Origin of the sequence: Cytobacillus pseudoceanisediminis, from assembly GCF_023516215.1 — a bacterium.
Taxonomy (GTDB): Bacteria; Bacillota; Bacilli; order Bacillales; family Cytobacillaceae; genus Cytobacillus; species Cytobacillus pseudoceanisediminis.
In genome coordinates this window covers 5,064,235-5,087,823 of the sequence record NZ_CP097349.1, presented here as the reverse complement: position 1 = coordinate 5,087,823, position 23,589 = coordinate 5,064,235, and the positions used below count along the sequence as shown (strand labels likewise).

Genomic DNA, 23,589 nt, shown 5'->3' with positions numbered 1-23,589 from the left:
TAAACAGGTCTGACTATTGCCAGACCTGTTATCAATTATGAATATTGTTATCTTCATTAAATTTCGGATCAGAAATAATGATTTCAACACGCCTGTTTTTCTCCCAATTCTCCGGTCCGGAATTAGGGACGATAGGACGGGTTTCCCCATAGCCCACAGCCATAAACCTATGACTTTCAAGATTATGCTTTTCTGTTAGATATCTGATTACAGTACTAGCCCTGGCAGCAGATAACTCCCAATTGGACGGATATCTGTAAGTAGTTATGGGCCGGTCATCAGTATGTCCCTCCACCTTCACAAGGTTTGGCATGTTTGCTAAAAGGGTTCCTACTTTATCCAGGAAAGAGTATGAACTGTCTATCAGACTGGCATCTCCGGATTCAAATAAAACCTGTTCCTGCAGAACGAGAACGACCCCCGTTCCGTCCTGTTCGCCACAATCACTTTTTCTAAGCCATTCTCATCCAAAAACGACTGGATCTCCATCAGAAGCTCATCAAGCGAATCTGATTGCCCGCTGTCCTCATTTTCCTTTATTTCTTCATTTTGTTCCGGGTTCTCTGCAGGAATGATAGACGGCTGAAAATCCAGCACCTGTCTGTCCCGGAAAGAATCGGATAATGCCTGAAACTTCATTAAATCAATCTGGGACATCGAAAACAGCAGAATAAAAAATACCAATATCAGTGTGACGAGATCGGAGAAAGTCACCATCCATCTTGGGGAGCCTTTTGGAGGCTCCGGAGATCTTCTCCTAGGCTTCATTATCCAGTGCCTCCCCTCATTTACAGCTTTATCCAAATCTCTCCGTTCTTCTGAGGATAAAAAGGCGCTCAGCTTTTCTTCCAATATTCTCGGATTCTGCCCGGATTGAACACCGATAACCCCTTCAATAATAATCTGCTTCAAAAAACTTCCTTCTCTGTCTTTAAAGCCAGCTTCGCTGCCATCGGCAGAAAAATCAGATTGGCCAGCAGGGATCCATATAAAGTAGTCAGTAAGGCAAGAGCCATATTGGGCCCAAGTGTGGAAGGATCATTCAAATTTTTCAGCATCAGAACCAGTCCGATCAGGGTCCCTATCATTCCCCATGCCGGAGCGTATTCCCCGGCTCTTTCGAGAATGCTTCTTCCTTTTCTGTGCCTCTCTTCCATCGCCATAATTTCGGCATTCATAATGTCAGTAATGACATCTGGCTCTATACCATCCACAGCCAGGTATACGCCTTTCTGAATGAATGGATCTTCCACCTTCCCGATTTCAGCCTCAAGCGATAACAGCCCTTCACGCCGGGCACGCTCAGAGAGTTTGACAAAAATTCCAATCAGCTCGCCAACGCTTTGCTCTTCACTGGAAAAAACCTGCTTAAAAACGGTGGCCATATGCCTGATATCTTTTAAAGGAAAACTTACAAGCAGCCCGGCTATTAAACCGCCCAGAACAATAAGAATTGAAGAAGGGTCAACAAAGGATAAAAAACCATCAGCTCCTCCATTCCACATGATTCCAAAAATCAGCATAGCAAGCCCCACCATTAATCCAGCCGGTGTTAACATATCAACCTTTCTCATACTCTCTCTCCCTGATCCATTGCGAATTGCCTTTGTCTAATGGTTTATTATTTATGTGCTCTAAAACAGGTACGATAGCTTAAAATTGGCAGAAAGAAACGCCTTTTAATTAAGGCGCTTCTCTTTCTTCTCTTTTGTCCAGCTGCAGCGCCTAGCCCCTAGTCACTTCGGTCCAGATGCTGAAGTCAAAGAACGACTTCAACTTCTGGACCTCCAGCGCTGGTCGGGGCTGGTCGAGGAGCTTCCGCTTTTCTGTTATATCGGCAAATTCATTACTTTGTTGAGCTTCGTTCTTCAATTCGGTGAGGGAGTACAACAATTTGCTCATCGACTGATTCTTTATTCATAAGTTTCGTAAGCAATCTCATGGCAACTGCACCAATATCATACAATGGCTGAACGACTGATGTCAGCTGAGGACGGACCATTAATGCCAATCTTGTATTGTCAGAGCTGATGACCTCAAAGTCTTTCGGGATATTATACCCTTTATCCTCCGCCCCGTGGACAATTCCCAATGCCATTTCATCAGATCCTGCAAAAATAGCTGTTGGACGCGGATCTGCCTCAAGCAGCTTTTCAAAGGCTTCTATACCTGAATCGTAAGTATAATCTCCTTCAACCACCAATTCATCGCGGAAGGCCACCTCAGCTTCTTCCAAAGCCCGCTTATAGCCTGCAAGCTTTTTTCCTGATTAATCGGCTCGCGGAGAGGTCCCACCACGATAGCTGCATCTTTATGGCCTTTTTCAATAAATGACTTAGTCACATCAAATGCTGCCTGTTCATAATTAATATTTACAGATGGGATTTTGCCTGTTTCTTCAATAGAGCCAGCCAGTACGATCGGAACCGGTGACTTTTCAAACTCTTCAACATGCTCGGAGGTAATATTGCCGCCCATGAAGACTATTCCATCCACCTGTTTCCCGAGCATAGTATTGAGCAAGTGCAGTTCTTTTTCAATATTTTGGTCGGAGTTGCTGAGAATGATATTGTATTTATACATTGTCGCAATATCCTCTATGCCCCTTGCCAGTTCTGCAAAAAAGGTGCTGGAGATATCGGGAATGATTACACCGACTGTCGTCGTTTTTTTGCTTGCCAATCCTCTTGCAACCGCGTTGGGGCGGTACCCAAGCCGGTCAATTACTTCCATTACTTTTTTCTTGTTGCAGGCTTAACATTCGGGTTGCCATTTACAACACGAGAAACCGTTGCCATTGATACATTCGCTTCTCTTGCTACATCGTATATTGTTACATTCATTACTTACACTCCTTCTTTAAATAGCGGTCGCTTCAATTACTTTATATTTTACAGCAACACGACGTAACCTACTCATTTTTTATCCTAATTTGTGAGTGGTTACACATGTACAATTATGTATTTAATCATACGACAGTCCAGGAATTGCCGCAATGTCAAGGCTTGTATTTTTGAAAAAAACTTAAATTTCCACTTTAAATGCAAAAAAGAGCCTCCTGCTACCAGCAGAAGGCTCTCCATATTTAGATGGCTACACTTTCAGCAATGCTGAAGATTGAAGTTCAGCCATAAATTGATCAAATTGATTCAAGTCCATTTGCTGCGCTGAATCTGATAGGGCAACGGCCGGGTCTGGATGAACTTCTGCCATTACACCATCTGCGCCGATTGCCAGCGCAGCTTTTGCTGCTGGAAGAAGCAAATCTCTGCGGCCTGTTGAATGCGTAACGTCAACCAGTACTGGCAAATGTGTTTCCTGCTTAAGAATAGGCACAGCCGAAATGTCCAATGTATTGCGTGTAGCACGTTCGTATGTGCGGATTCCGCGCTCACATAGAATAATCTGTCCATTCCCCTGGGACATGATATATTCCGCTGCATTGATGAATTCTTCAATTGTAGCTGCAATCCCGCGCTTTAAAAGAACTGGTTTGTTTACAGCCCCCGCTGCTTTTAATAGCTCGAAGTTTTGCATGTTTCTTGCCCCGATTTGAATGACATCAATATAATTTACAGCCGTTTCAATATCATTAGGGCTTACGATTTCAGAAATAACAGCCAGATCGTATTCATCTGCCACTCTTTTAAGATTTTTAAACCTTCAAGGCCAAGCCCCTGGAAATCATACGGTGATGTTCTTGGTTTATATGCGCCTCCGCGAAGGAGCTTAAGTCCTTTTGCTTTTACAGCTTCAGCAACAGTTGCCACCTGCTCATAAGATTCAACTGCGCAAGGGCCAAAAACAAGATGAGGATTGCCATCCCCTACTTTTTCACCCTTTAAGTCTACAATCGTATTTTCAGGCTTCTTTTTGCGTGAAACAAGAAGCGCCTTTCTATGATCATCTTTTTGAAGTTCAAGACCTGCTTTAAAAATTTCCTTGAACATATGCTCAATTGTTGAATTTTCAAAAGGACCGTCATTATGCTCTTTTATCAAGTCCAGCATCTTGCGTTCCCGGACAGGATCATAACGATAAACCCCTTGTGTTTCCTTTACTCTTCCGATTTCCTGAACAAGTTCTGCTCTTTCATTGATCAAAGATAAAAGCTGGAGATTCAGCTCATCCACTCGATCACGAAGTTTATCTAGCTCTTTATTGCTCATTTCCTGTCCCTTCCTTTCAAATCTGAATTTAAGCCGTGTTGGTTTCAGGATAATGCACAAAACGTGCATCTAAATGTGCACAGCGTTAAACATTTCCATCTTTCTCTTTTACGGCCTCTGGATATGTGATACATTTTTTATAATTAGGGTTATTATATATGAATTATTCAGACATGTCACGAAATATTTCTTTATTAATTAAACGCTTTTAAGTGATAAAGCGGCTTCAGGGCTTTATTTATGCATTTTATGACATTTACAAAGAAGGTGTACTGCTTTGGACGAACAAAAAAGCTTTTTGCACTGGATATCGGCACCCGCACGGTGGTCGGAATTATTCTCGAAGAAAACGGCGGGCAATATCATGTGAAAGACATCGTGATTAAGGAGCATGCAGAAAGGGCCATGCTCGACGGACAGATCCATGATGTACTGGCTGTATCAAAAATTATAGCAGAAATCAGGGATGAACTAGAAGCAAAACACGGCCCATTAAAAAAGGTGTGCGTTGCAGCGGCAGGCAGGGCTTTAAAAACAGAAAGATCTGAAACAGTTATCTGTATTAAAGGAAAACCGATGATGCAAAAGCAGGATATACTTCACCTTGAATTAAGTGCAGTTCAGCAGGCACAGGCAATGGTTGCAGAAAAACATGAAACTGAGAAAAGCTATTATTACTATTGTGTTGGATATTCCGTTTTATACTATCGTCTTGATAAAGAAGAAATCGGCAGTCTAATTGATCAGCAGGGGGATGAAGCATCCGTTGAAATCATTGCTACGTTCCTGCCCAAGGTTGTAGTGGAGTCACTAATCTCAGCTCTACAAAGGGCTGGCCTGGAAATGGAAGCTTTGACACTTGAGCCAATCGCAGCTATTAATGTGCTGATTCCTCCTTCGATGAGAAGGCTGAATGTTGCTCTTGTTGATATCGGTGCCGGAACGTCCGATATTGCCATTACAGATATGGGCACAGTTACAGCTTACGGAATGGTGCCTGTAGCAGGAGATGAGATAACTGAAGCAATCAGTGACCAGTTTCTCCTGGACTTTCCTTTAGCCGAAAAGGCAAAGAGAGATTTGCATGTATCGGATACAATTACTGTCACGGATATTCTCGGCTTCCAGACAGAAGTCAGCAGGGAAGAGACAATTGAAAAAATTTCTCCTGCGCTAGAACGATTGACAAATTCCATCTGCGATGAAATTCTGCAGCTGAATAATAGGCCGCCCAAAGCCGTCATGCTGGTAGGGGGCGGGAGCTTAACACCTGGACTTCCTGAAAGAATAGCGCAAAGACTGGGCCTTCCAGCGAATAGAGTCGCAATAAGGGGAATTGACGCAATAAGCGGGCTGAATTTACCGGATTTTACATACAAAGGCCCTGAACTTGTCACCCCAATAGGAATAGCCATCGCTGCTAAAAAAGCCCCAGTCCAATATTGTACAGTTTACGTCAACGATCAGCCTGTCAGGCTATTCGAGGTCAAGAACCTGACAGTTGGGGATTGTCTCCTGGCAGCAGGCATTAAAATGAATAAGCTTTACGGTAAGCCCGGACTCGCCATGATAGTCAAACTAAACGGGCAAAGCGTTACGATTCCAGGAAGTCATGGAGAAGCTCCTGTCATCATACGCAACAGCCTTACAAGTGCTTTGGATGAAGAAATCAAATCAGGGGATATCATCACTGTTTCAAGAGGACGTGACGGATTGCCTGCTGAAGTCCGCATAAAAGATTTGATTGATGAAGTTCCTGAAAAGTCTATTACTATTAACGAAAAGCAGTACACAATCCACCCTGTTATTACCTGTAATGAAAAAGCTGCCTCGCTTGAACAGATCATTGCTGATCGGGATAAGGTAGAGTGCAGAATTCCGGAAACATTTGAAGAAGTCTTAGGAAACTTGAACCTAAACGATTTATTAAGCGAGCTTACGCCTTTTAGAATCAGCATTAATGAAAAAGAGACATTCCTCCCCCGCCATACCGGAAAGCTTTTTAAAAACGGCCTTGAGGCGAATTATCATAGCATAGTAGACGATGGTGACAATCTCCGAATTGAAAAAAGAGGCACACTATCAGTAAAGGAATTAGCAGATATAAAGCAGCTGGTACTACAGCAGAGGATCCCGGTCATGTTTAACGGTAAGAAATTAGAGCTTTCAAGAGGGATACTTGAATTTCAGAGGGAAGGAGCTGTCCTCAATGAAGATGATGCGATTCATGCTGGAGATGCGATAACACTCGTGAAAAAACCAATGTCTCCTTTTATTTTTCAGGATATCTTCAGCCATGTTAGTGTAGATATGCCTGCAGCATCTTCCGGAAGCTTCGTTCTCTTGAAAAATGGGGAAAAGGCATCTTTTCATGAACCTATAGAGCCTGGTGATCATCTCAAAATCGTGTGGCCTGCCATAAATAATAAAAATTCAAATGTGAAGTATATATAAGAAAAGCGGGGGCAGGCTGCTAGTGTTAGACAGTTATCGACGTTTAATAAATATATATTTTCTTGTTTGATAGCAAAAACCCATCCGATTGGATGGGTTTTATCTGTTTTCCTTCACAGCATTCACCAGGGAATCATATGTAATCTTCCAATGTGATGCATGCCAGGCAACATCTCCATTATTAAATAGAATGGCCTGAGGAGACTCATGTTTGATATGAAAAGCTTCTGCAATGTGATTTGACAAGGGACGATCATCCTGAACAACTAAGTAATAAGCATTTACATCTTGATGCTCTTTTACAAAGCTTTCATATTCTTCAAACGCTGCGCCGCTCACCGGACAAGTGGAACTGTGTTTTAAAACCAGCAGCTGCTCTCCTGATTCTACTACTTGATCAAATGATTCATGGCTATCAAATTTTTTCATTTTCTTGCCTCCCCAACTAAGCCAGGCAAAGCCTCGCTCTTTAAATTAAATAACGGTGAAGTAATCGTACCACTTCACCGTTGCTTAAACAAATAAAATTAATTATACTTTTGCTCGGTTTCGTCAAAAGCTTTTTCGTCTCTTCCAGCTTCATTTGGATTTCTGCATCATTTACTGGAGCGTTCCCTTCTGCCTGGAATGTCTCGTTATTGATGGCCTCTCCATTTTCTTCGGATGTCCCGTTTGCACCAGCTTGTCCATTTTGAGCTTCTTTCAAGCTTTTTACTTTATTAACGAGTTCATTGGATTGCTTTGTCACCGTTTGAGTCAGCACATTTGTTTTTTCTTTTGCAGCATTAGCCAGTTCGGTACCTTTTGTCATAGCTGTTTCACGGTACTGTCCTGACTTCTCTTTTAATAGGGCAGCCTTTTCGCTTAAATCACTCTGAAGCTCTTTGCCTGATTTAGGAGCCAGGAACAGAGCGGTTGCTGCGCCAACCATGCCTCCGATTAAGGCACCAATCATGAAATCTTTCGTATTGATATTTTCATCTGTTTTCGCCTGATTTGAATCAAATTGAGTGCGGTCTTGACTATTCATTCTCCTTTTTCCTCCTTTAAATCTAGTATCTTGCTCTTTCTCTCTGGCGTTCAGGCGGAAGCATCTGTTTCTCGCTGACGTTGTACTGATAAGGGTCTTCTTTTCTCATTTTCCATTTATCCTTGATTTCAAGGAGAACATTGCTCCACTGTACCACCTGTGAGATTTTATCTTTATTCTGTTCAAGCTGTGTGTTTACAGAAGATGTGATTTTCTGAATGGATCCATTAAATTTGCGGACAGAGTCACCAACTTCTTTTACCGCAGTCACGACACTGTTCAGGTTTTCAGATTTCTGCTGAATATCTGTAGCCAGTGAATTGGTTTTATGCAGCAGGACAGTGGTTTCCTTCGTGACACCATCTAGTTGCCTTTCAAGGCCTGCCAATGTGTTTGATACGTTATCTAATGTCCCTTGTAAGGATTTTAACGTTTTCGCCAGATATATGACCAAAACAAGAAATGCTATAGCAATTACTGCTACACTTAAGTATAAAATAATTTCCAATTCTTACACCTCCGGTTGTCTGTATAATATCTTTTTACCCAGATGCACTGCCTCTAAACCAGGAGTACATTAATAGATTCCACTTGTGAAGTCGAAATTCCTTCTCTAACAGGTATTTTCATCAGTTAAAGTAAATTTTAGCACAACTGGAAAAGGTTAAACAAAACCTATCATTTCGGGTACAATAATAGTTGTCGGAAAAATAAATTTACTGGAGGTATTTATCCATGAAAGATCCCCGTATTGCAAAACTGGCAAAAAATTTGATTAACTATTCAGTCAGACTCCAGAAAGGAGAGAAGGTCCTTATTGAAAATTTCGGACTGCAGAAGGAATTAGTGACCGCGCTGGTTAAGGAAGCATATGCAGCTGGAGGATACCCTTTTGTTTCCTTAAAGGATCATCAGGTTGATCGCTCCCTGCTTTTAGGGGCACAGGAAGAGCAATTCAATTTGATGGCTGAGTTTGAAGCAAATGTTATGAGCAAAATGGATGCATACATAGGACTGCGCTCCGGAGACAACATCAACGAGCAGGCTGATGTGCCGGATGATAAAATGAAAATCCATGGATCAACCATCGGACAAAGAGTGCATAGAGAAATCCGCGTGCCAAAAACGAAATGGGTGGTTTTGCGTTACCCTAATGCTTCCATGGCCCAGCTGGCTAAAATGAGTACAGAAGCATTTGAAGATTTCTATTTTGATGTCTGCAATTTGGATTACGGCAAAATGGACAAAGCAATGGACAGCCTTGTGGAATTAATGAATAAAACCGATAAAGTCAGAATAACTGGCCCTGGAACAGATCTATCCTTCTCGATTAAGGATATTCCGGCAATAAAATGCTCAGGTCAAATGAATATCCCTGATGGAGAGGTCTATACTGCCCCTGTACGTGAGTCTGTCAACGGCGTCATCACCTATAACACTCCATCTCCATACCATGGTTTTACATTTGAAAATGTAAAACTGACATTTAAAGACGGGAAAATTGTTGAAGCGGAAGCCAATGATAGCGAACGCATCAATAAAATCTTTGATACTGATGAGGGTGCGCGCTATATTGGTGAATTCGCTATCGGGGTTAACCCATACATTCTTCATCCAATGCAGGATATTCTGTTCGATGAAAAAATTGACGGAAGCTTCCACTTCACACCTGGACAGTGCTATGACGAAGCTTATAATGGCAATAAATCCAATATTCATTGGGATATGGTCAACATCCAGCGCCCTGACTATGGCGGCGGTGAAATCTACTTTGATGAGGTATTAATCCGAAAAGACGGGCGATTTGTCATTAGTGAACTTGAAGCATTAAATCCGGAAAATTTAAAGTAATAAAAAAGCTCCAGGCGCCTGGAGCAAAAAAGTTATCAACATTTAAAGTCATAAAGAAAAAGATGCTTCCTTAGCGAAGCATCCTTCTTATGATTTATATTTGGTTTTCGTATGCCTGCTGGAATTTTTGGATATCCCCGGCACCCATAAACATAATTACGCTATCTTCATGATTCCTTAGTACAGCCGTTTCTTCTTCATTTAGAATTTGTGCATTGGGAATTTTGGCCTTTAAGTCATCAATCGTGAGTTTTCCATGGTTTTCACGGGCAGAGCCAAAGATTTCGCAAAGATATACTTTGTCAGCCAAATTAAGGCTTGATGCAAAATCATCAAGAAAGGCCTGAGTCCTCGTAAATGTATGCGGCTGGAAAACTGCAACCACATCCTTTTCAGGATACTTTTGTCTGGCAGCTTCTACAGTCGCCTTAATTTCTGTCGGATGGTGGGCATAGTCATCAATAATTACCTGAGAGCCCACTTTCTTCTCGGAAAATCTTCTTTTCACTCCTTCAAAGGAAAGAAGCTGTTCCTGGACAATCTTTGCATCGATCTCTTCATAATGACATAGAGCGATAACAGCTAAGGAGTTCAAGACGTTATGATCTCCATACGCTGGAATAGAGAAAGTCTCAAAGAAGGTGTTCCGGACAAATACATCAAATGTTGTTCCTTCTGTAGTTTTAACTACATTGCGTGCCTGAAAATCATTATCTTCTCCAAAACCATAGAATACCACGGGCACTTTTGCCTGGATTTTTTGCAGCTGCTCGTCATCACCGCATGCGAAAATCCCCTTATTCACTTGCCATGACATTTCCTGAAAAGCAGAAAACACATCTTCAATGTTGGCAAAGTAATCAGGGTGGTCAAAATCAATATTCGTCATTATTGCATAATCAGGATAGTAAGAAAGGAAGTGCCTTCTGTATTCACAAGCTTCGAAAACAAAATATTCAGCTTCCTTGTCCCCTTTGCCCGTACCGTCTCCAATAAGGAATGAAGTTGGTTTTGCGCCTCGCATTACGTGCGCAAGCAAGCCTGTAGTGGATGTTTTCCCATGAGCTCCCGTCACAGCGATGCTCGTAAAATTCTTCATGAAATCACCTAAAAATCGATGATAACGCACAACAGGCAAGCCAAGCTTCATTGCTTCCTCAATCTCTTCATGCGTGTCCGGATATGCATTCCCGGCGATTACCGTCATGCCCGGCTGTATGTTTTCCTTTTGAAAGGGAAGGATCTTTATTCCGGATTTCTCAAGTGCAACCTGAGTAAAAAAGTGTTTCTCAAAATCGGAGCCTTGAACCTGATAATTCATATCATGCAGAACTTGTGCCAATGCACTCATTCCAGACCCCTTAATACCTACGAAATGGTAAATAGTCATATAAAGAACCTCCAACCATCGTATATCTGTAAAACAGTATATGACATATATCTAGTTTTGCGCATATCCCCTTAGAAGACATGCTTCCATGACTGTGCTGCTAAGCTTTTCCGCTGTCATTTTTATTTACTTACACTTTAATGTATTGAATCATTATATCATTAATCGATTCTAAAAACTATGTAACGTATTGCCAGCTATTTATACCCCAGAAATAAAAAATAAAACATTAGATTTCAGGAAAGCTCTCCATGTAAGGTCAGGAACCTTTAATTTTGCCTTCGAAAATGCCTTCGTTAAACGGTGAACTCCTTCATCCTTTTGAATAGAGATAAATGGTCCAATAGGAAGATCATACATCTGGATTGGTATTCTTCTAATAAAATACCACCCTATTGACAGTTCCGGCCGAAACACCCCGTGCTGACTTAAGAGAAAAGAAGTGCTATCTTCCACACCTGAGGCGGAGATTTTCTTTTGACTTACATCTAAAATCCGGATGGGTTCCATGACTGATGTTAAAAAGAGAGCCCCCTGAATGAGATCTGACTCTGAAAGCTGCCTGGCATTGTTCTTTAAGAACAGACTGAACATAGTAGAGCCTTGAATGGTTTTATAATCAAAGAGAAACCAATCCTGAAAAACTTCCTGCTGAATAGGCGAAAAAGCCGTCTCAGAAGCAAGACCGAGCGTTTTCCGAAATAAATGCTTTGCCCGGACTTTCTCTCTGATATTAGCCGTTCGTTCTGTATAATCCTTGCTTAATGTGTATAAACGCAGAGCATTATTCTCTCCCTGGAGCTGTTTAGCTTTACGGAAAGATTGTAAATCCAGAATTGAGCTGTCCATATCCATTTAGGATGCTCCTTACTTTCTTGTAAATAGCGTTCAGTTATTCAACCTTTTCAAGGCGGGGGTTTGGACGATAACGGCGTCCTGCCTTAGCTGCATGCTTACCGTCAATCATTACATTGTCTCCAGTGAACCCTGTGGTGATCTTCAGCAGGCTGCTTCCAATTCCATAGGTATCAACCGGAACACCCTGTTCTTCAAATTCACGGATTCGGGATTCAGTAAAACCGCCGCTCACCACAATCTTCACATGTTGGAAACCTTCATCATCCAGCGCTTTTCTTAAAGCGAAAATCAGTTCTGCATTGACTCCGCGCGGGTCAAACGTTCCCAGCAAATGCTGATTTCTTAAGAAATATTGATCAATCATTGTTCTTGATGTATCAACCCGGACACCTTTAAGCTCTTTGCCAAAGGCTCTTGCCACTTTCAGGGAATCGGTTATGGCATCATTGTTGTAGTCTACCAGAGCAACTAAATCGTCTTCAGGAAACGTCTCCTGATAAGCCTTAGTAGATGCAACGATATCTCCCTCGAACATTTGGATCAAAGCATGCGGCATTGTTCCCATTCCTTTTTTGCCCCACCATTCATTCATCGCATGCGTGGCCTGGGCTGTTGCCCCCCAATAAAGGCTGCATAGCCATCTCCTGCCTGGGTGATATAATGATCATCCCGGTCCCCCATGAAGATGACCTGCTTTTGAACACCAGAAACACCTGCTGCTTTTACCACATTATAGACATTCGTGGCAACTGAAGTTCTTCTGGCCAATATGCCGTCAATTATTCCTTCAAGATATCCGAAATCCTGATATCTTCCTGTAATGGTTAAAACTGTTTCAAAGGGTGAAATCTTATCACCGTCTTTTAATGAATAAATTTCCAGATCATCCGGGCGGTCTGCAAATGTTTTTAGCAGCGCAATGACTTCATCCGTACCGCATAGAACGGCATGATTCTTTTGGAAAAACTGCATGGTTACGATTTTATCTTCGTGATATTTCTTAACAATTTCTCTTGTTTTAAGGAAGTAAACCGCTGAAAACCAGCCATCTCTTACACGTTCATCGAATTTAAAAGTCTGGTTTGTCAGACGTTTGATTTCTCCTTTAACCTTCATTTCAATTTCCTTCATCCCTAAAGCTCCTTAGAAACATTAAAGAAAGCAGAAGCGCCTGCTGACTTGGTTTGCAAGGAGCAGGCCTCTATGCCGGCAGCCCGCCAGCTTTAGAATGCTTTCTTCGTTTATCGTAGTTGTTTATTCATATTATTTTAAACATGCAAGTAAAGAATACCATGGATTAATTTAATGTACTAGTCTCTTGTATGGATTCAAGATCAGCTTCTGTAATGAGGACATCCCTTGGCTTGCTGCCTCTATTTTCAGAAATGAACCCTTGTTTTTCCATCATATCAATCAGCCTGGCTGCCCTATTATATCCTATTTTAAATCTTCTTTGCAGGCTTGAAGTGGAAGCCGCTCCCTGATCAACAACAAACTCGCATGCTTCAAAAAACAATTCATCCTCTTCTTCTATTGCATGAGCTTTTTTCAGAAGTTCTTCCTGCTCAAATAAGTAGTCAGGATCGCGTTCCCTCCGTACATGGGCTACCACATCATCAATTTCTTTATCTGAAACAAATGTACCCTGCAGCCTCACTGGCTTTGAGGATCCGTTTTCAAGGAAAAGCATATCTCCCCGTCCAAGCAGTTTTTCAGCTCCGCTTATATCAATGATTGTTCTTGAATCGATTTGAGATGACACAGAGAATGCAATTCTTGTAGGCACATTCGCCTTGATTAAGCCGGTAATAACATCCACGGAAGGACGCTGGGTTGCAATAATAAGATGAATTCCGCATGCACGGGCTTTTTGTGCAATCCGGCAAATGGCTTCTTCCACATCGGCTGGCGACATCATCATTAAGTCTGCCAGCTCATCAATCACAATGACCATAAATGGCAGCTTCTCTGAATATTGCTGATGCTCCTCTGCCAGCTCATTAAAACGGTTTATATCCCTCACACCTGCATGGGCAAACAATTCATATCTGCGTTCCATCTCCTCGACAGCCCACTTCAAGGCTGCCGTTGCCGCTTTTACATCGGTAATAACCGGGCTGACCAAATGTGGAATTCGATTATATGGTGCAAGTTCGACCATTTTTGGGTCGATCAGAAGAAGCTTCAATTCATCGGGACTCGCCTTATACAGCAGGCTTACCAGGATCGTGTTAATACAGACGCTCTTCCCTGATCCCGTTGCACCGGCAATCAAACCATGCGGCATTTTCCGTAAATCCGTCACAATCGGCTTCCCAGAGATATCAAGCCCCAGCACAGCCGTTAATGGGGATTGGCCAGTCTGGAACTCCGGGGTGCTGATGATCTCACTGATAAGTACCGGACGGCTGCTCTGGTTCGGAACCTCAATGCCGATTGTATGCTTTCCTGGTATCGGCGCTTCGATCCGAATATCCCTTGCTGCCAGACTCAGCTTTATATCATCTGAGAGGTTCGTGATTTTATTCACCTTGACACCTGGTTCGGGCTGTACTTCAAACCTTGTTACAGAAGGTCCTTGCGTAACATTAACCACCCTCGCCCTGACATTGAAATTTTGCAGTGTAGAATTTAACATCTGTTCCTGTTCGTAAAGCCAATCGGAAGCTTCCTCCATGATTACTGGCGGTGTCAGCAATGTCTGGGAAGGAAATTGGTAATAAAAAATTTCTTCGTCCCCCTGATATGTCTGTTCATCCTCAAATCGGTCCATTTCCGATGCAGGCGGTGTCTGCTCTGCACGTTCTTCCATAGGCAAATGGTTCACCGGTGGATGATTCTCGATCTTTTCTGCAGCAGCAGCAGACTGCTGGATATTTTCTGACGGAAACATAGCGATATTATTTTTTTCATCTGACGGTCTTGCCATCTTATCCTGCTGATTCAGTTTTTTTCTGTCATTATTCAGCATGATGACATTAAATGGAATTGATCCTCTTGATGAAGGCTTCTTCCCTTCCTGGGCATCTTCTTCCTGCTGTGGGGTTGACGCAGCAGATTCTGTTTTTGTTTCTAAGTATTCATTTGCACCTGCAGTCTCATTTTGCTCTGCATTCTCAGCCCTGTTTATATCAGAAATCAGTTCAGCCTGAGTAGAGAACGAGCCTGTTAATTCCCCGCTATCTTCATGATCAGAACTTAATTCAGCTTTATTAGACATCTCCATTCCTTCTGCTTGTGAGTTTCCCTCTTTTAAGTTTATATGGATAAACTCTTCCGAGTCACTTTTAGCAACAATCCCTAAATCGTGATGAAATTCATTCTTTTCTGCATCCTCTTCAGCTTCAATCTCAAGGATATCATGAGATCTTAATTCGCTCTGCTCTGAGAGTTCTGCTGTGTATTCTTCTTTTTCTTCCTCGTGCAGAGCCTCTTCAATCAAGTTTGCGAGCGATCTGCTGATTTCCGATTTTTTTAAGACCGATGCGATCCTCACTATTTGGAGATTCACCGTCAGGCTTGGAAGATCCTCCAAGCTGCCTGCCAGGTTCCTTATGATCTTGCCAGGCAGTATGTGTTTCTTCATGCCGCAATGTTTCTTGGTTATTTTCAGGTACTTCAAACATTAATTCAGACGCTTCACCTATTTTGTATCTTTTGGCTGCTGGTTCCTCTGTTTCCAATGCAGAAGCCTGTGCCTGTAAAGCTTTCAGTTTATCGGAAATGACAGTTTCTCTTTCTTCATCCGAAACAGCTTCGGTTACATTCGGCCGATTAGGGGGTCTGCTGAATTTTGCGCATAACCTCATCGTATGTAAGTTCCCTGCGGTTTTCCTGTTCCCCGTTATCAGATTTATCTTGCTGGGCATTTGGCCGTGGCCTTTTAAATCCATATATCGGCGATGGAATTTCTGTTGGCTGAAAAGGTCTTTTCTTGCTGGCAGCCTCTCTTTCATTACGGGTCAGAATTTTTTCTTCACTGGCAGGTGGTGGCGCAGACTTTCTTTGCCGCTCCCTATCTGCGGAACGAGGCGTCCTTTTTTCATGGATTGGAGTATCCGCCGGCTTTTTCTGCCATTCCGTTTCTCCTGCCCTTGACTTCCGTTTTTCAGTTTTATTTACAGGCTTCCCACGATTATGATCCTGTCTATTATGATCCTGTCTTTGCTGCCTCTTATTCTCCCGTTCTGCTTCATGGTCAGGTATGACCGGAAAACGGAATTGGCCTTTGGGGTATTGATAGACTACTTTAGCATCTATGTCTCTCGAACTTTCTTTGTTTTTTTTGCAGGCGGCTGCTTCTCATAGTTATGCTCATCTGCATGTTCTTCCATTTCCTCATATTCTTCCTCATCACTTTTAAACATATGGAATAGCTTTTTAATCCAGCTCATTTATATCAACTCTTTCTATTAAAAACTTTGTTAGACTTTCTATATTATTTTAGCAGTTATTCACAGATTTTGAATAAGAAATCCGAGAATGAGTCCTTATAAAGACAGAATGGGTAAATTTACAAACAAACTAAAGGCTGCAGGCATACTTTCGACTCAGGCGGGTGATTAAAGGTTCATAAGTAGTGATATCTGTCTTTTTACCCGGAACTGCTTAACTTTCATTTAAAATAACGGATCTATATATCATTCGGTAATGGTTCATCTCACCTGGGGGTTTATCGCCTTGTTTTCAGGAAGAATCAGTGTTAAACAAAAAAAGGACCACATTGCTGTGACCCTTAAAACCTACTTTTTTATTCTTACCCAAAATAAATATTGGTTCAAACTCTCCATTCTCATATAAGAATGACAGGGAAGTAATGGGCACTCTGCCGCTCGCAAAGAAACTCATAGTCATCTGGGCGAGAACGTCATAGCCTGTTTCATTTTTTATATCAGCAATAATCAATACGTCCTGATGCGGAACGGCAACGGCCATGGATCCTTCTACTTTCCTGCCCATTTCTTTAATAAAGGAATCATTCAGGATTCTGCTTGCATCATATCCATCATTTTTGTTTAAGAAATAGAAAGTGTTGCCTGCAACAGTATCCGATTTCATATCTGTCGACAGGGATCTTACGTTGAAAAGAGCCGTTTCTCTAATTCTTTCGGGATCCCAGCTCTCTTTTTCCATTAGCTTTGCATCAATGAGGCGATACGTATTTCCAAGATCGAGCGCATAGTAAATTCGTGTTTCAGCCGTATGTTCATCTGTCAAAAAAGGAATACCTTCCTGTGACTCGCCTGGAAAAGAAGTTGATCGGATGACTGGAAAAATATTTTTTTCATGTCCCGACAAATGGGCATCCTCCACCATTGCCTCCAGGCCTTCTTCCACATAATAAACGACTTCTTCAATCGCTTTTTCCTTTTGCTCCTGCCATTTAGCAATAATGCCCGGAAGAGAGATGGTAATTCCTTTTCCAGTGTCCTTATTTTCGATTCTGAACTGATCTTTTTCCCTGTCAAAGAGAAAGTCCGGTTCTCTTTTGCTAAGCGCTGCTCCAATTCATTTTTCATCTTTTTACTATCCATTTTCATATATAAGCCCCTCCTTATGGGGATTGATTTCCGACTATCATTCTACACTAATAAACCCTCCTGCTCAAAAGAGATGCAGGAGGGCCTAAAAACGGAAGCGCCTTGCCAGCCCCCGACGCCTCGAGAGGGCAGGCTGCTTGCGCTAGACATTTATCAAAGTAAAATTTGAACACTAAATGTACACAGGCTTATTGTTCAAGAGTTTGAATAAAGTTTTCAATTTCTTCCTGGGTTTTGCGGTCTTTGCTGACAAAGCGGCCAAGTTCCTGGCCATCCCTGTATCCGATGAAGCTTGGGATCCCAAAGACATCAAGCTCAATGCAAAGATCAATGAATTGATCGCGATCTACATAAATAAAAGTGTATTCACTATATTTTGCTTCTATTTCAGGCAATATCGGTTCAATAACCCGGCAATCCGGACACCAGTCAGCTGAAAACATGAAAATATGCTTCCCATTGCTGCGCATCTCGTTAAATTGTTCTGCCGATTCCAGTTTTTTCATTTTTTTCGCCCCCTGTGCTGATATGCATGTCTCCATATTGGATCCAGCCTTTCTTCCTCATATACTCAGATAATAACAGGCTGATAAGAGCCGGTCCAATAAAATGCAATATAATGACCTTCATCCAAATTTCTGAACCAAAGCCCATCGTTGTAAAAGTCATTATCTGTCCAACCAGCCCGCTTGTTCCCATGCCTGCTCCTGCAGCATTGTTCTCCATTAGCCAGACGGTCGTGCCAAAGGGTGCCAGGAACGCACCTGCAAGGGTAGGTGGAATAAGAATACGCGGATTTTTAATAATGTTGGCTACCTGCAGCATGGATGTTCCTATTCCAATCGCTACTAAACCGCCCATTTTATTTTCCCTGAAGCTGCTCACTGCGAAGCCGACCATTTGTGCTGCACAGCCAATAGTGGCAGCTCCTGCTGCAACTCCGTGCAGATCAAGCATAAGCGCAATGGCGGCTGAAGAAATGGGTGCCGTCAAGGCAAGACCCATTAATACCGCCACAATGATGCCCATGATGATTGGCCTTTGCTCTGTTCCCCACATGATCAGGCTGCCAAAGCTCTTCATTCCATAATCGATCCCGGGGCCAATTAATGTTGAAACCATATAACCAGCCACAATTGTAACAAGCGGTGTTACAATGATATCAACCTTTGTTTCCTTACTGACAAGTTTTCCAAGCTCTGTGGAAATAAGAGCTGCAGCGAAGCTCCCTGCTGGACCGCCAAGAGCCGCGCCGGCAGCCCCGCTGGCAATGGCTGAAAAGATAACAAGCGGTGGAGCATTAAGTCCGTATGCAACTGCAACACCTATTGCAGGCCCCATCAGACCCATAGCCAGAGTGCCCATATCCTCCAGGTATTTGAAATCAGTCTGTTCGCCGACTGTCTTAATAATAAGCCCAATGATCAGCGAAGCGAATAATCCAAGCGCCATGCTGCTCAGTGCATCTATAAAATATACTTTAGGTGAAAGGGTTACCCCTTTTCTATTCAGAAAGGCTCTCATTATTTTCCCCCTATTTAAAAGTTCTGCAACTATAAGATAACACATGTAAAGACACTTGTAATATAAAATCTTTTGTATTCTTATTGTTCTTTATAATAGGGGTTTTCTATCATAATTTATTAAAAATAAATTCTTAAAAAAAAGCAAAACAAAAACGAAGGACATCGCCCTTCGCTTTAATTCTTCACCTGGACAGAATTAGCTATCTCCATCATTGCAGCGGCCTCAGAGGATAAATTTCTGGTCGCAGCCTGCGTAGATAATTTTACTCCGCCAATCCCGACTACCAATTCGTGTTCGTCTTTTTTCCCTCTGTTGATTAACAGGAAGCCATTATGTCCATCTTTTGTAAACGTCTCTTTAACTTCATATTTATCTTTTTGCTTTAGGGTAGCATCATAAACAACCTTGCTGTCCGGGCCTTCATGCTGGTTGTAAAAAAGGATATACCTTTTGGAGCCATTTTTTAAAATGATGTTATTTGGACTTTCCTCTTCTACTTCGTAGCCGAAAGGCAAATAATATTCTATATCTTCAAACTCATGATTTGTCTTTTCAGGTGATAGGTTGAATGCTTCCTCTGCAGCATTCTTTGCGGCAGTTTGCTCTTCTTCCAACGATGCTGAACAGGCACTGACCAGTATAAATGAAATAAATAAGAGCAAGGCTGCGGTGAATCTTTTATGCATTCTAAAGTCCCCTCCTTGCATGGAATCTCATATCCTTCCCTATCATACATTTCTTCTTAATAGTCTGACAACCCTTCATATAAGGATTGAGGGCCTTTTCACTGCGTTACTTCTTAGAAGAAATGTTAAAATATAAGAATATTGCATAAAGGAGGAAAAAGAATGGAAATAACCGTCTACTTAGCAGGTGAAATACATTCCAATTGGCGCAATGAATTAAAGGAGAAAGCTAAATCACTTCAGCTGCCTGTTCATTTTACGGGTCCTATGGAAAACCATGACCGTTCTGACATGATCGGAGAGGAAATTCTCGGGAAGCAGCCGGATGCAATCTTCCGTGATGAAGCCGCTTCAAGCATCAATAACTTAAGAACACAGCTTCTTATGCAAAAATCGGATCTCGTGATTGCTTTGTTTGGTGAAAAATATAAGCAATGGAACACAGCCATGGACGCAAGTGCTGCTGCGGCACTTGGAAAACCGCTGATCCTCATCCGTCCCAATGAGCTGCATCACCCTTTAAAGGAGCTTTCAAGTAAAGCCAATGTTACTGTTGAAACGGTCAACCAGGCCTTGAAAGTTTTGTCGTACATCTTCGAAACCGAATAGAAAAAGGGGTTAGCACCAAGCTAGCCCTTTTTTCTATATTCATATTGCCCAAGAAGAAGCTTCATGACATGCGAGAACATGTCAGCACGATTAATCTGCCCATTTGTAAAAATCCCAACAGCTCCTTCATTTTTGCGGATATTTTCTTTTTTTGCGTAATCATCCATTACAGGGCCAAGTTCTTCGCCAGCCAAAAGCCGGACTGCAACCCCATCTGGAAGGGGAATCCTGGCTCCGCCAGCAATAATCGGAGGCTGCCCTTTTTCCGCAAGAGCCCCCCAATTACAGAGAAATAGCCCGTGCTCTGTTTTCTGCACACCGCCCTCGAGGCCAATGCCAATTTGTCCGCCGGATGCTTGGAGTGCTCCATATGCTCTATTGATGGCCCCTTTTATGGTTTCTTCATCCGAGAATGGCTGGTCGTTCACTCCTGAGGGCACATCTTCGGACATAATAACAGCTTCATAATGGCTAAAAGCAGTTTTTACTGCCAAAATCTTTGCGGGATTTTTTGAACCAATGATGACTTTCATGTGTACTCCTTTCATATTACAGGAAAAAGAGACAGCACCTGCTGTCTCATCTGCTTAACTGTTTTGACGGATGGTTTCTACTGTTGAACGGTCACAAGCTTTTACTAATTTAACAAGCAATTCTTTTGCCGCTGCATAATCATCGACATGCACAATGGATGCATGTGTGTGAATATAACGGGAGCAAATGCCGATTACTGCACTTGGAACACCTTCATTGGATATGTGAACTTTACCTGCATCTGTTCCGCCTTGCGAGACGAAATACTGATATGGAATGTTGTTCGTTTCAGCTGTATCCAGAACAAACTCCCTCATGCCGCGGTGCGTTACCATTGAACGGTCCAGTATGCGCAGAAGAGCTCCTTTTCCTAAATGGCCGAACTCGTTTTTATCCCCGGTCATATCGTTGGCAGGGCTTGCATCCAATGCAAAGAAAATGTCAGGATTGATCATATTCGCTGCTGTCTGTGCACCTCTTAAGCCAACTTCTTCCTGAACTGTTGCTCCGGAATAGAGAATATTGGGAAGTGCTTCACTCTGGACTTCTTCTAAAAGTTCCACCGCCAAACCGCAGCCATAACGGTTATCCCATGCTTTCGCCAGGATTTTCTTTGCATTTGCCATTGGTGTAAATGGACAAATCGGGAGAATTTGCTGTCCTGGCTTAATGCCTATTCTTTTCGCATCTTCACGGTCATCTGCACCAATGTCAATCAGCATATTCTTTATTTCCATCGGCTTGCTGCGCTTTGCTTCGTCTAAAAGATGCGGAGGAATTGAACCGATAACTCCTGTCACCGGTCCATTATCTGTAATAATTTGGACTCTTTGTGCAAGCAAAACCTGGCTCCACCAGCCTCCCAGTGTCTGAAAACGGATCATTCCATTATCTGTTATGGAAGTGACCATGAATCCAACTTCATCCATATGGCCTGCCACCATGACAGTCGGGCCGCTTTGATCGCCTCTTTTCACGCCGAAGATGCCTCCAAGCTTATCCTGAACGACTTCTTCTGTATACTGGCTGATCTGTTCGCGCATGAATTTCCGTACTAAATGCTCGTTTCCAGGCGCCCCTGGCAACTCTGTCAATGTTTTAAAAAGCTGCAATGTTTTTTCGTTCATTATTATTCTCCTTTATCACTTTGCGAATTGGCTATGCAGATATGTATAATTTCATTTTACAGAACTTTCATACGTCTTTCCACCATTTCAGGCAGGAAACTTCGGTTGGCGAAATTTAAGCTGTGTATTATTTATTTTAGTTCATGCCTATTTTTGATAAGATAGAATTGGAAAACAGAAAAATTTGTAAAAATGAACTGCTTATATCATCAGCCTGGGGAGGTGCAATTATGAATTGGAAGTCATTTATGTTAGGTGTTGGGGTTGGTTTGGCGAGCGGGTACGCAGCTAGGGAATTGCTGTCGCAGAAAACTGCTGTTTCCCCTGAGAAAGCTTTGGCAAATGCAAAGGATGCATTTAAACAGGAAGGGCCGATAAGCGGATCATGGATTCATATGAAAGCTGAACCTTATGAAAAAGGTCATTTAAAATATCAGGTTTATAAGGGCGGCATTTCGAGGTTTTCGGGTGAAGAAGCCGAACAGTATGAATTCATTGCCGACGCAGAGACTGGAACCATTTTGGACGTTTTTCCACTGCATTGAGAAAAGCACAAATGCCTTGCCCAAGAAGGAATGCAGACTAAGAACGCCACGTCCTCCCAAAAGCTACCTACCGCTCTGTCGTGCGATGTTTATACTGTCGAAGCCTTCCTTGTCCTGCGGGCCTCAGGCATAAGACATTTCCTGAAAGAAGGTGGTTTTCTCCTTCTGAAAGGAAACAGCTTATGTCCCCGAGTCCCTAGGAGCCGTAACTAGACAAGCTTGTGACCTCGAGGGGGCAGGCCAGTTATAGACGTTTAAAGAGTATTAAAAAATCCCCGGATGGGGATTTTTTAACTTTGCTTCTTTTCCACCTTCTCAGCAATATTTCCTGATTCATCCCATTTGACTGCCCGGTAAAAAGCATCATGATAAAAAGTAAACCATGCATTTCTTTCCAGCCCGTATTCCATCCATTTTTCCTTGGCACTTATGGAATCCATCGGATAGTCATCGTAAGCGAGAACCCAAAGTACATTCGCATGGGCATGAGTTGGCATGATATCAGCCATATGAATGACGGTCTCATCCTCATCTTCTATAACAAGTATAGAATGGCCATCACTGTGGCCGCCTGTATGCACCATTTTAATAGGGCCGAGCGTCCACTCTCCTGCAAAGACATCCACCTGATCCTGAATGGACTCCCAGTTTTCTTTCCAATATGTATTCCTTGAACGGATATTAGGATTTCTCATTTCTTCCCATTCCACTTGTGATGCAATGATTCTTGCATTTGGAAATATAGAAGAAAATTTTCCTTCTTCCGGTTTTGTCAGTCCGCAGGCATGATCAAAATGAAGATGCGTCATAAGGATATAATCGATGTCCTTTGGTGACAGGCCGTGCTTGGCTAAATCCTGTTCAACAAAAGACTCTTCAAGCGCTCCGAAATTCCTCTTCTGTTTATCACTCAGCTTCCCGTTTCCAAGACCCGATTCGACTAGAATATTTTTACCGTCAAACTGAATAAGGATGGGATCTGTTCTCAGTTCGATCTGATTATTTTCATTGCAGGGATATCTTTTAGACCATAAAGGCTTAGGAACTACCCCAAACATGGCTCCGCCATCAAGATGTGTGACACCGCCGCGAAGCCAGTACAGCTTTACGTTCTTTAACTCCAATGCTTCCATCATTATCTCCTCCATTTGAGTTTTTCTGAGCAAGCGCTCGCATTCCCCTTATATATTAACATTTAAGCGCTTACTTGTAGAAATATTTAAATTATTCCACACGAATGCAAACAGTCAAATATAGCAATATCCAAAA

General features: G+C 42.4%; 19 protein-coding genes and 6 pseudogenes. 5 read left to right on the top strand and 20 right to left on the bottom strand.

Annotation, left to right across the window (positions count from 1 at the left end):
• Positions 1-31 precede the first annotated feature (31 nt).
• The 4 pseudogenes from motS to M5V91_RS27150 all read right to left on the bottom strand — a co-directional run bounded on the left by motS (position 32) and on the right by M5V91_RS27150 (position 4,169).
• A pseudogene (gene motS, locus M5V91_RS27165) lies at positions 32-768 on the bottom strand (flagellar motor protein MotS).
• Between the two features lie 39 nt (positions 769-807).
• Positions 808-1,574: pseudogene (gene motP / locus M5V91_RS27160) on the bottom strand (flagellar motor protein MotP); the annotation flags it as partial.
• Positions 1,575-1,846: 272 nt separating this feature from the next.
• Positions 1,847-2,843 (bottom strand): annotated as a pseudogene (gene ccpA, locus M5V91_RS27155) (catabolite control protein A).
• 250 nt (positions 2,844-3,093) lie between these two features.
• Positions 3,094-4,169, bottom strand: a pseudogene (locus M5V91_RS27150) (bifunctional 3-deoxy-7-phosphoheptulonate synthase/chorismate mutase).
• A 240-nt stretch (positions 4,170-4,409) separates the two neighbouring features.
• On the opposite strand from M5V91_RS27150, the gene pilM reads away from it, so the two are divergent.
• Positions 4,410-6,623, top strand: a complete 2,214-nt coding sequence (gene pilM, locus M5V91_RS27145) for a cell division protein FtsA (protein ID WP_284521620.1) — start codon at positions 4,410-4,412, stop codon at positions 6,621-6,623.
• 99 nt (positions 6,624-6,722) lie between these two features.
• Here the strand turns inward: pilM and ytxJ are convergent, their stop codons facing one another.
• The 3 genes from ytxJ to M5V91_RS27130 are packed head-to-tail and all read right to left on the bottom strand — an operon-like array spanning position 6,723 to position 8,161.
• The gene (gene ytxJ / locus M5V91_RS27140; protein ID WP_251174713.1) at positions 6,723-7,052 is read right to left on the bottom strand and encodes a bacillithiol system redox-active protein YtxJ; all 330 of its coding nucleotides are present in this window, start codon (positions 7,050-7,052) and stop codon (positions 6,723-6,725) included.
• Between the two features lie 40 nt (positions 7,053-7,092).
• Positions 7,093-7,653 carry a YtxH domain-containing protein gene (locus M5V91_RS27135; protein ID WP_284521619.1) on the bottom strand — a complete coding sequence of 187 codons (561 nt, stop codon included), beginning with the start codon at positions 7,651-7,653 and terminating at the stop codon, positions 7,093-7,095.
• A gap of 22 nt (positions 7,654-7,675) precedes the next feature.
• Entirely contained in the window at positions 7,676-8,161 is a 486-nt protein-coding gene (locus tag M5V91_RS27130) for a DUF948 domain-containing protein (protein ID WP_009333331.1), read from the bottom strand.
• A gap of 227 nt (positions 8,162-8,388) precedes the next feature.
• On the opposite strand from M5V91_RS27130, the gene M5V91_RS27125 reads away from it, so the two are divergent.
• Positions 8,389-9,504, top strand: a complete 1,116-nt coding sequence (locus M5V91_RS27125; protein WP_019383045.1) for an aminopeptidase — start codon at positions 8,389-8,391, stop codon at positions 9,502-9,504.
• A gap of 94 nt (positions 9,505-9,598) precedes the next feature.
• Here the strand turns inward: M5V91_RS27125 and murC are convergent, their stop codons facing one another.
• The 5 genes and pseudogenes from murC to M5V91_RS27100 form a co-directional block, all read right to left on the bottom strand.
• Positions 9,599-10,894: a UDP-N-acetylmuramate--L-alanine ligase gene (gene murC / locus M5V91_RS27120; protein WP_009333335.1), complete on the bottom strand. Its 1,296-nt coding sequence runs from the start codon at positions 10,892-10,894 to the stop codon at positions 9,599-9,601.
• A 201-nt stretch (positions 10,895-11,095) separates the two neighbouring features.
• Entirely contained in the window at positions 11,096-11,749 is a 654-nt protein-coding gene (locus tag M5V91_RS27115) for a hypothetical protein (protein WP_019383044.1), read from the bottom strand.
• Between the two features lie 37 nt (positions 11,750-11,786).
• Positions 11,787-12,883, bottom strand: a pseudogene (locus M5V91_RS27110) (nicotinate phosphoribosyltransferase).
• A 166-nt stretch (positions 12,884-13,049) separates the two neighbouring features.
• Positions 13,050-14,681, bottom strand: a complete 1,632-nt coding sequence (locus tag M5V91_RS27105; protein WP_439649976.1) for a DNA translocase FtsK — start codon at positions 14,679-14,681, stop codon at positions 13,050-13,052.
• 505 nt (positions 14,682-15,186) lie between these two features.
• Entirely contained in the window at positions 15,187-15,561 is a 375-nt protein-coding gene (locus tag M5V91_RS27100) for a hypothetical protein (RefSeq protein ID WP_284521618.1), read from the bottom strand.
• Between the two features lie 105 nt (positions 15,562-15,666).
• Between M5V91_RS27100 and M5V91_RS27095 the strand changes: the two genes are divergently transcribed.
• The gene (locus tag M5V91_RS27095; protein ID WP_284521617.1) at positions 15,667-15,960 is read left to right on the top strand and encodes a hypothetical protein; all 294 of its coding nucleotides are present in this window, start codon (positions 15,667-15,669) and stop codon (positions 15,958-15,960) included.
• A 48-nt stretch (positions 15,961-16,008) separates the two neighbouring features.
• Here M5V91_RS27095 and M5V91_RS27090 read toward each other — a convergent pair whose 3' ends face one another.
• The 5 genes and pseudogenes from M5V91_RS27090 to M5V91_RS27070 form a co-directional block, all read right to left on the bottom strand.
• The gene (locus M5V91_RS27090) at positions 16,009-16,146 is read right to left on the bottom strand and encodes a hypothetical protein (RefSeq protein WP_284521616.1); all 138 of its coding nucleotides are present in this window, start codon (positions 16,144-16,146) and stop codon (positions 16,009-16,011) included.
• Positions 16,147-16,438: 292 nt separating this feature from the next.
• A pseudogene (locus tag M5V91_RS27085) lies at positions 16,439-17,286 on the bottom strand (DUF1444 domain-containing protein).
• A gap of 194 nt (positions 17,287-17,480) precedes the next feature.
• Positions 17,481-17,798, bottom strand: coding sequence for a thioredoxin family protein (locus M5V91_RS27080; RefSeq protein WP_009333341.1), 318 nt, complete (start codon positions 17,796-17,798; stop codon positions 17,481-17,483).
• Complete coding sequence (locus tag M5V91_RS27075; protein WP_217027865.1) at positions 17,767-18,816, bottom strand: PTS sugar transporter subunit IIC; 1,050 nt, start codon at positions 18,814-18,816, stop codon at positions 17,767-17,769. Before M5V91_RS27075 ends, M5V91_RS27080 begins: the two co-directional genes overlap by 32 nt.
• Positions 18,817-18,992: 176 nt before the next feature.
• Positions 18,993-19,505: a hypothetical protein gene (locus M5V91_RS27070; protein ID WP_009333343.1), complete on the bottom strand. Its 513-nt coding sequence runs from the start codon at positions 19,503-19,505 to the stop codon at positions 18,993-18,995.
• A gap of 162 nt (positions 19,506-19,667) precedes the next feature.
• On the opposite strand from M5V91_RS27070, the gene M5V91_RS27065 reads away from it, so the two are divergent.
• Positions 19,668-20,114, top strand: coding sequence for a YtoQ family protein (locus M5V91_RS27065; RefSeq protein WP_009333344.1), 447 nt, complete (start codon positions 19,668-19,670; stop codon positions 20,112-20,114).
• Positions 20,115-20,134: 20 nt separating this feature from the next.
• Here the strand turns inward: M5V91_RS27065 and M5V91_RS27060 are convergent, their stop codons facing one another.
• Positions 20,135-20,647, bottom strand: coding sequence for a DUF84 family protein (locus tag M5V91_RS27060; protein WP_009333345.1), 513 nt, complete (start codon positions 20,645-20,647; stop codon positions 20,135-20,137).
• Between the two features lie 54 nt (positions 20,648-20,701).
• Positions 20,702-21,775, bottom strand: coding sequence for a M42 family metallopeptidase (locus tag M5V91_RS27055; protein WP_009333346.1), 1,074 nt, complete (start codon positions 21,773-21,775; stop codon positions 20,702-20,704).
• 230 nt (positions 21,776-22,005) lie between these two features.
• Between M5V91_RS27055 and M5V91_RS27050 the strand changes: the two genes are divergently transcribed.
• Complete coding sequence (locus tag M5V91_RS27050) at positions 22,006-22,320, top strand: PepSY domain-containing protein (protein WP_009333347.1); 315 nt, start codon at positions 22,006-22,008, stop codon at positions 22,318-22,320.
• 290 nt (positions 22,321-22,610) lie between these two features.
• On the opposite strand, the gene M5V91_RS27045 is transcribed toward M5V91_RS27050, so the two are convergent.
• Complete coding sequence (locus M5V91_RS27045) at positions 22,611-23,453, bottom strand: YtnP family quorum-quenching lactonase (RefSeq protein ID WP_192908970.1); 843 nt, start codon at positions 23,451-23,453, stop codon at positions 22,611-22,613.
• Between the last annotated feature and the right edge of the window lie 136 nt (positions 23,454-23,589).

Excerpts from the sequence above, each read along its gene's own strand:
- pilM (WP_284521620.1), top strand. The coding sequence starts at position 4,410 with ATGCATTTTATGACATTTACAAAGAAGGTGTACTGCTTTGGACGAACA.
- ytxJ (WP_251174713.1), bottom strand. The coding sequence starts at position 7,052 with ATGAAAAAATTTGATAGCCATGAATCATTTGATCAAGTAGTAGAATCA.
- M5V91_RS27135 (WP_284521619.1), bottom strand. The coding sequence starts at position 7,653 with ATGAATAGTCAAGACCGCACTCAATTTGATTCAAATCAGGCGAAAACA.
- M5V91_RS27125 (WP_019383045.1), top strand. The coding sequence starts at position 8,389 with ATGAAAGATCCCCGTATTGCAAAACTGGCAAAAAATTTGATTAACTAT.
- murC (WP_009333335.1), bottom strand. The coding sequence starts at position 10,894 with ATGACTATTTACCATTTCGTAGGTATTAAGGGGTCTGGAATGAGTGCA.
- M5V91_RS27115 (WP_019383044.1), bottom strand. The coding sequence starts at position 11,749 with ATGGATATGGACAGCTCAATTCTGGATTTACAATCTTTCCGTAAAGCT.
- M5V91_RS27105 (WP_439649976.1), bottom strand. The coding sequence starts at position 14,681 with ATGGCAAGACCGTCAGATGAAAAAAATAATATCGCTATGTTTCCGTCA.
- M5V91_RS27100 (WP_284521618.1), bottom strand. The coding sequence starts at position 15,561 with ATGAGGTTATGCGCAAAATTCAGCAGACCCCCTAATCGGCCGAATGTA.
- M5V91_RS27090 (WP_284521616.1), bottom strand. The coding sequence starts at position 16,146 with ATGAGCTGGATTAAAAAGCTATTCCATATGTTTAAAAGTGATGAGGAA.
- M5V91_RS27080 (WP_009333341.1), bottom strand. The coding sequence starts at position 17,798 with ATGAAAAAACTGGAATCGGCAGAACAATTTAACGAGATGCGCAGCAAT.
- M5V91_RS27075 (WP_217027865.1), bottom strand. The coding sequence starts at position 18,816 with ATGAGAGCCTTTCTGAATAGAAAAGGGGTAACCCTTTCACCTAAAGTA.
- M5V91_RS27070 (WP_009333343.1), bottom strand. The coding sequence starts at position 19,505 with ATGCATAAAAGATTCACCGCAGCCTTGCTCTTATTTATTTCATTTATA.
- M5V91_RS27065 (WP_009333344.1), top strand. The coding sequence starts at position 19,668 with ATGGAAATAACCGTCTACTTAGCAGGTGAAATACATTCCAATTGGCGC.
- M5V91_RS27060 (WP_009333345.1), bottom strand. The coding sequence starts at position 20,647 with ATGAAAGTCATCATTGGTTCAAAAAATCCCGCAAAGATTTTGGCAGTA.
- M5V91_RS27055 (WP_009333346.1), bottom strand. The coding sequence starts at position 21,775 with ATGAACGAAAAAACATTGCAGCTTTTTAAAACATTGACAGAGTTGCCA.
- M5V91_RS27050 (WP_009333347.1), top strand. The coding sequence starts at position 22,006 with ATGAATTGGAAGTCATTTATGTTAGGTGTTGGGGTTGGTTTGGCGAGC.
- M5V91_RS27045 (WP_192908970.1), bottom strand. The coding sequence starts at position 23,453 with ATGGAAGCATTGGAGTTAAAGAACGTAAAGCTGTACTGGCTTCGCGGC.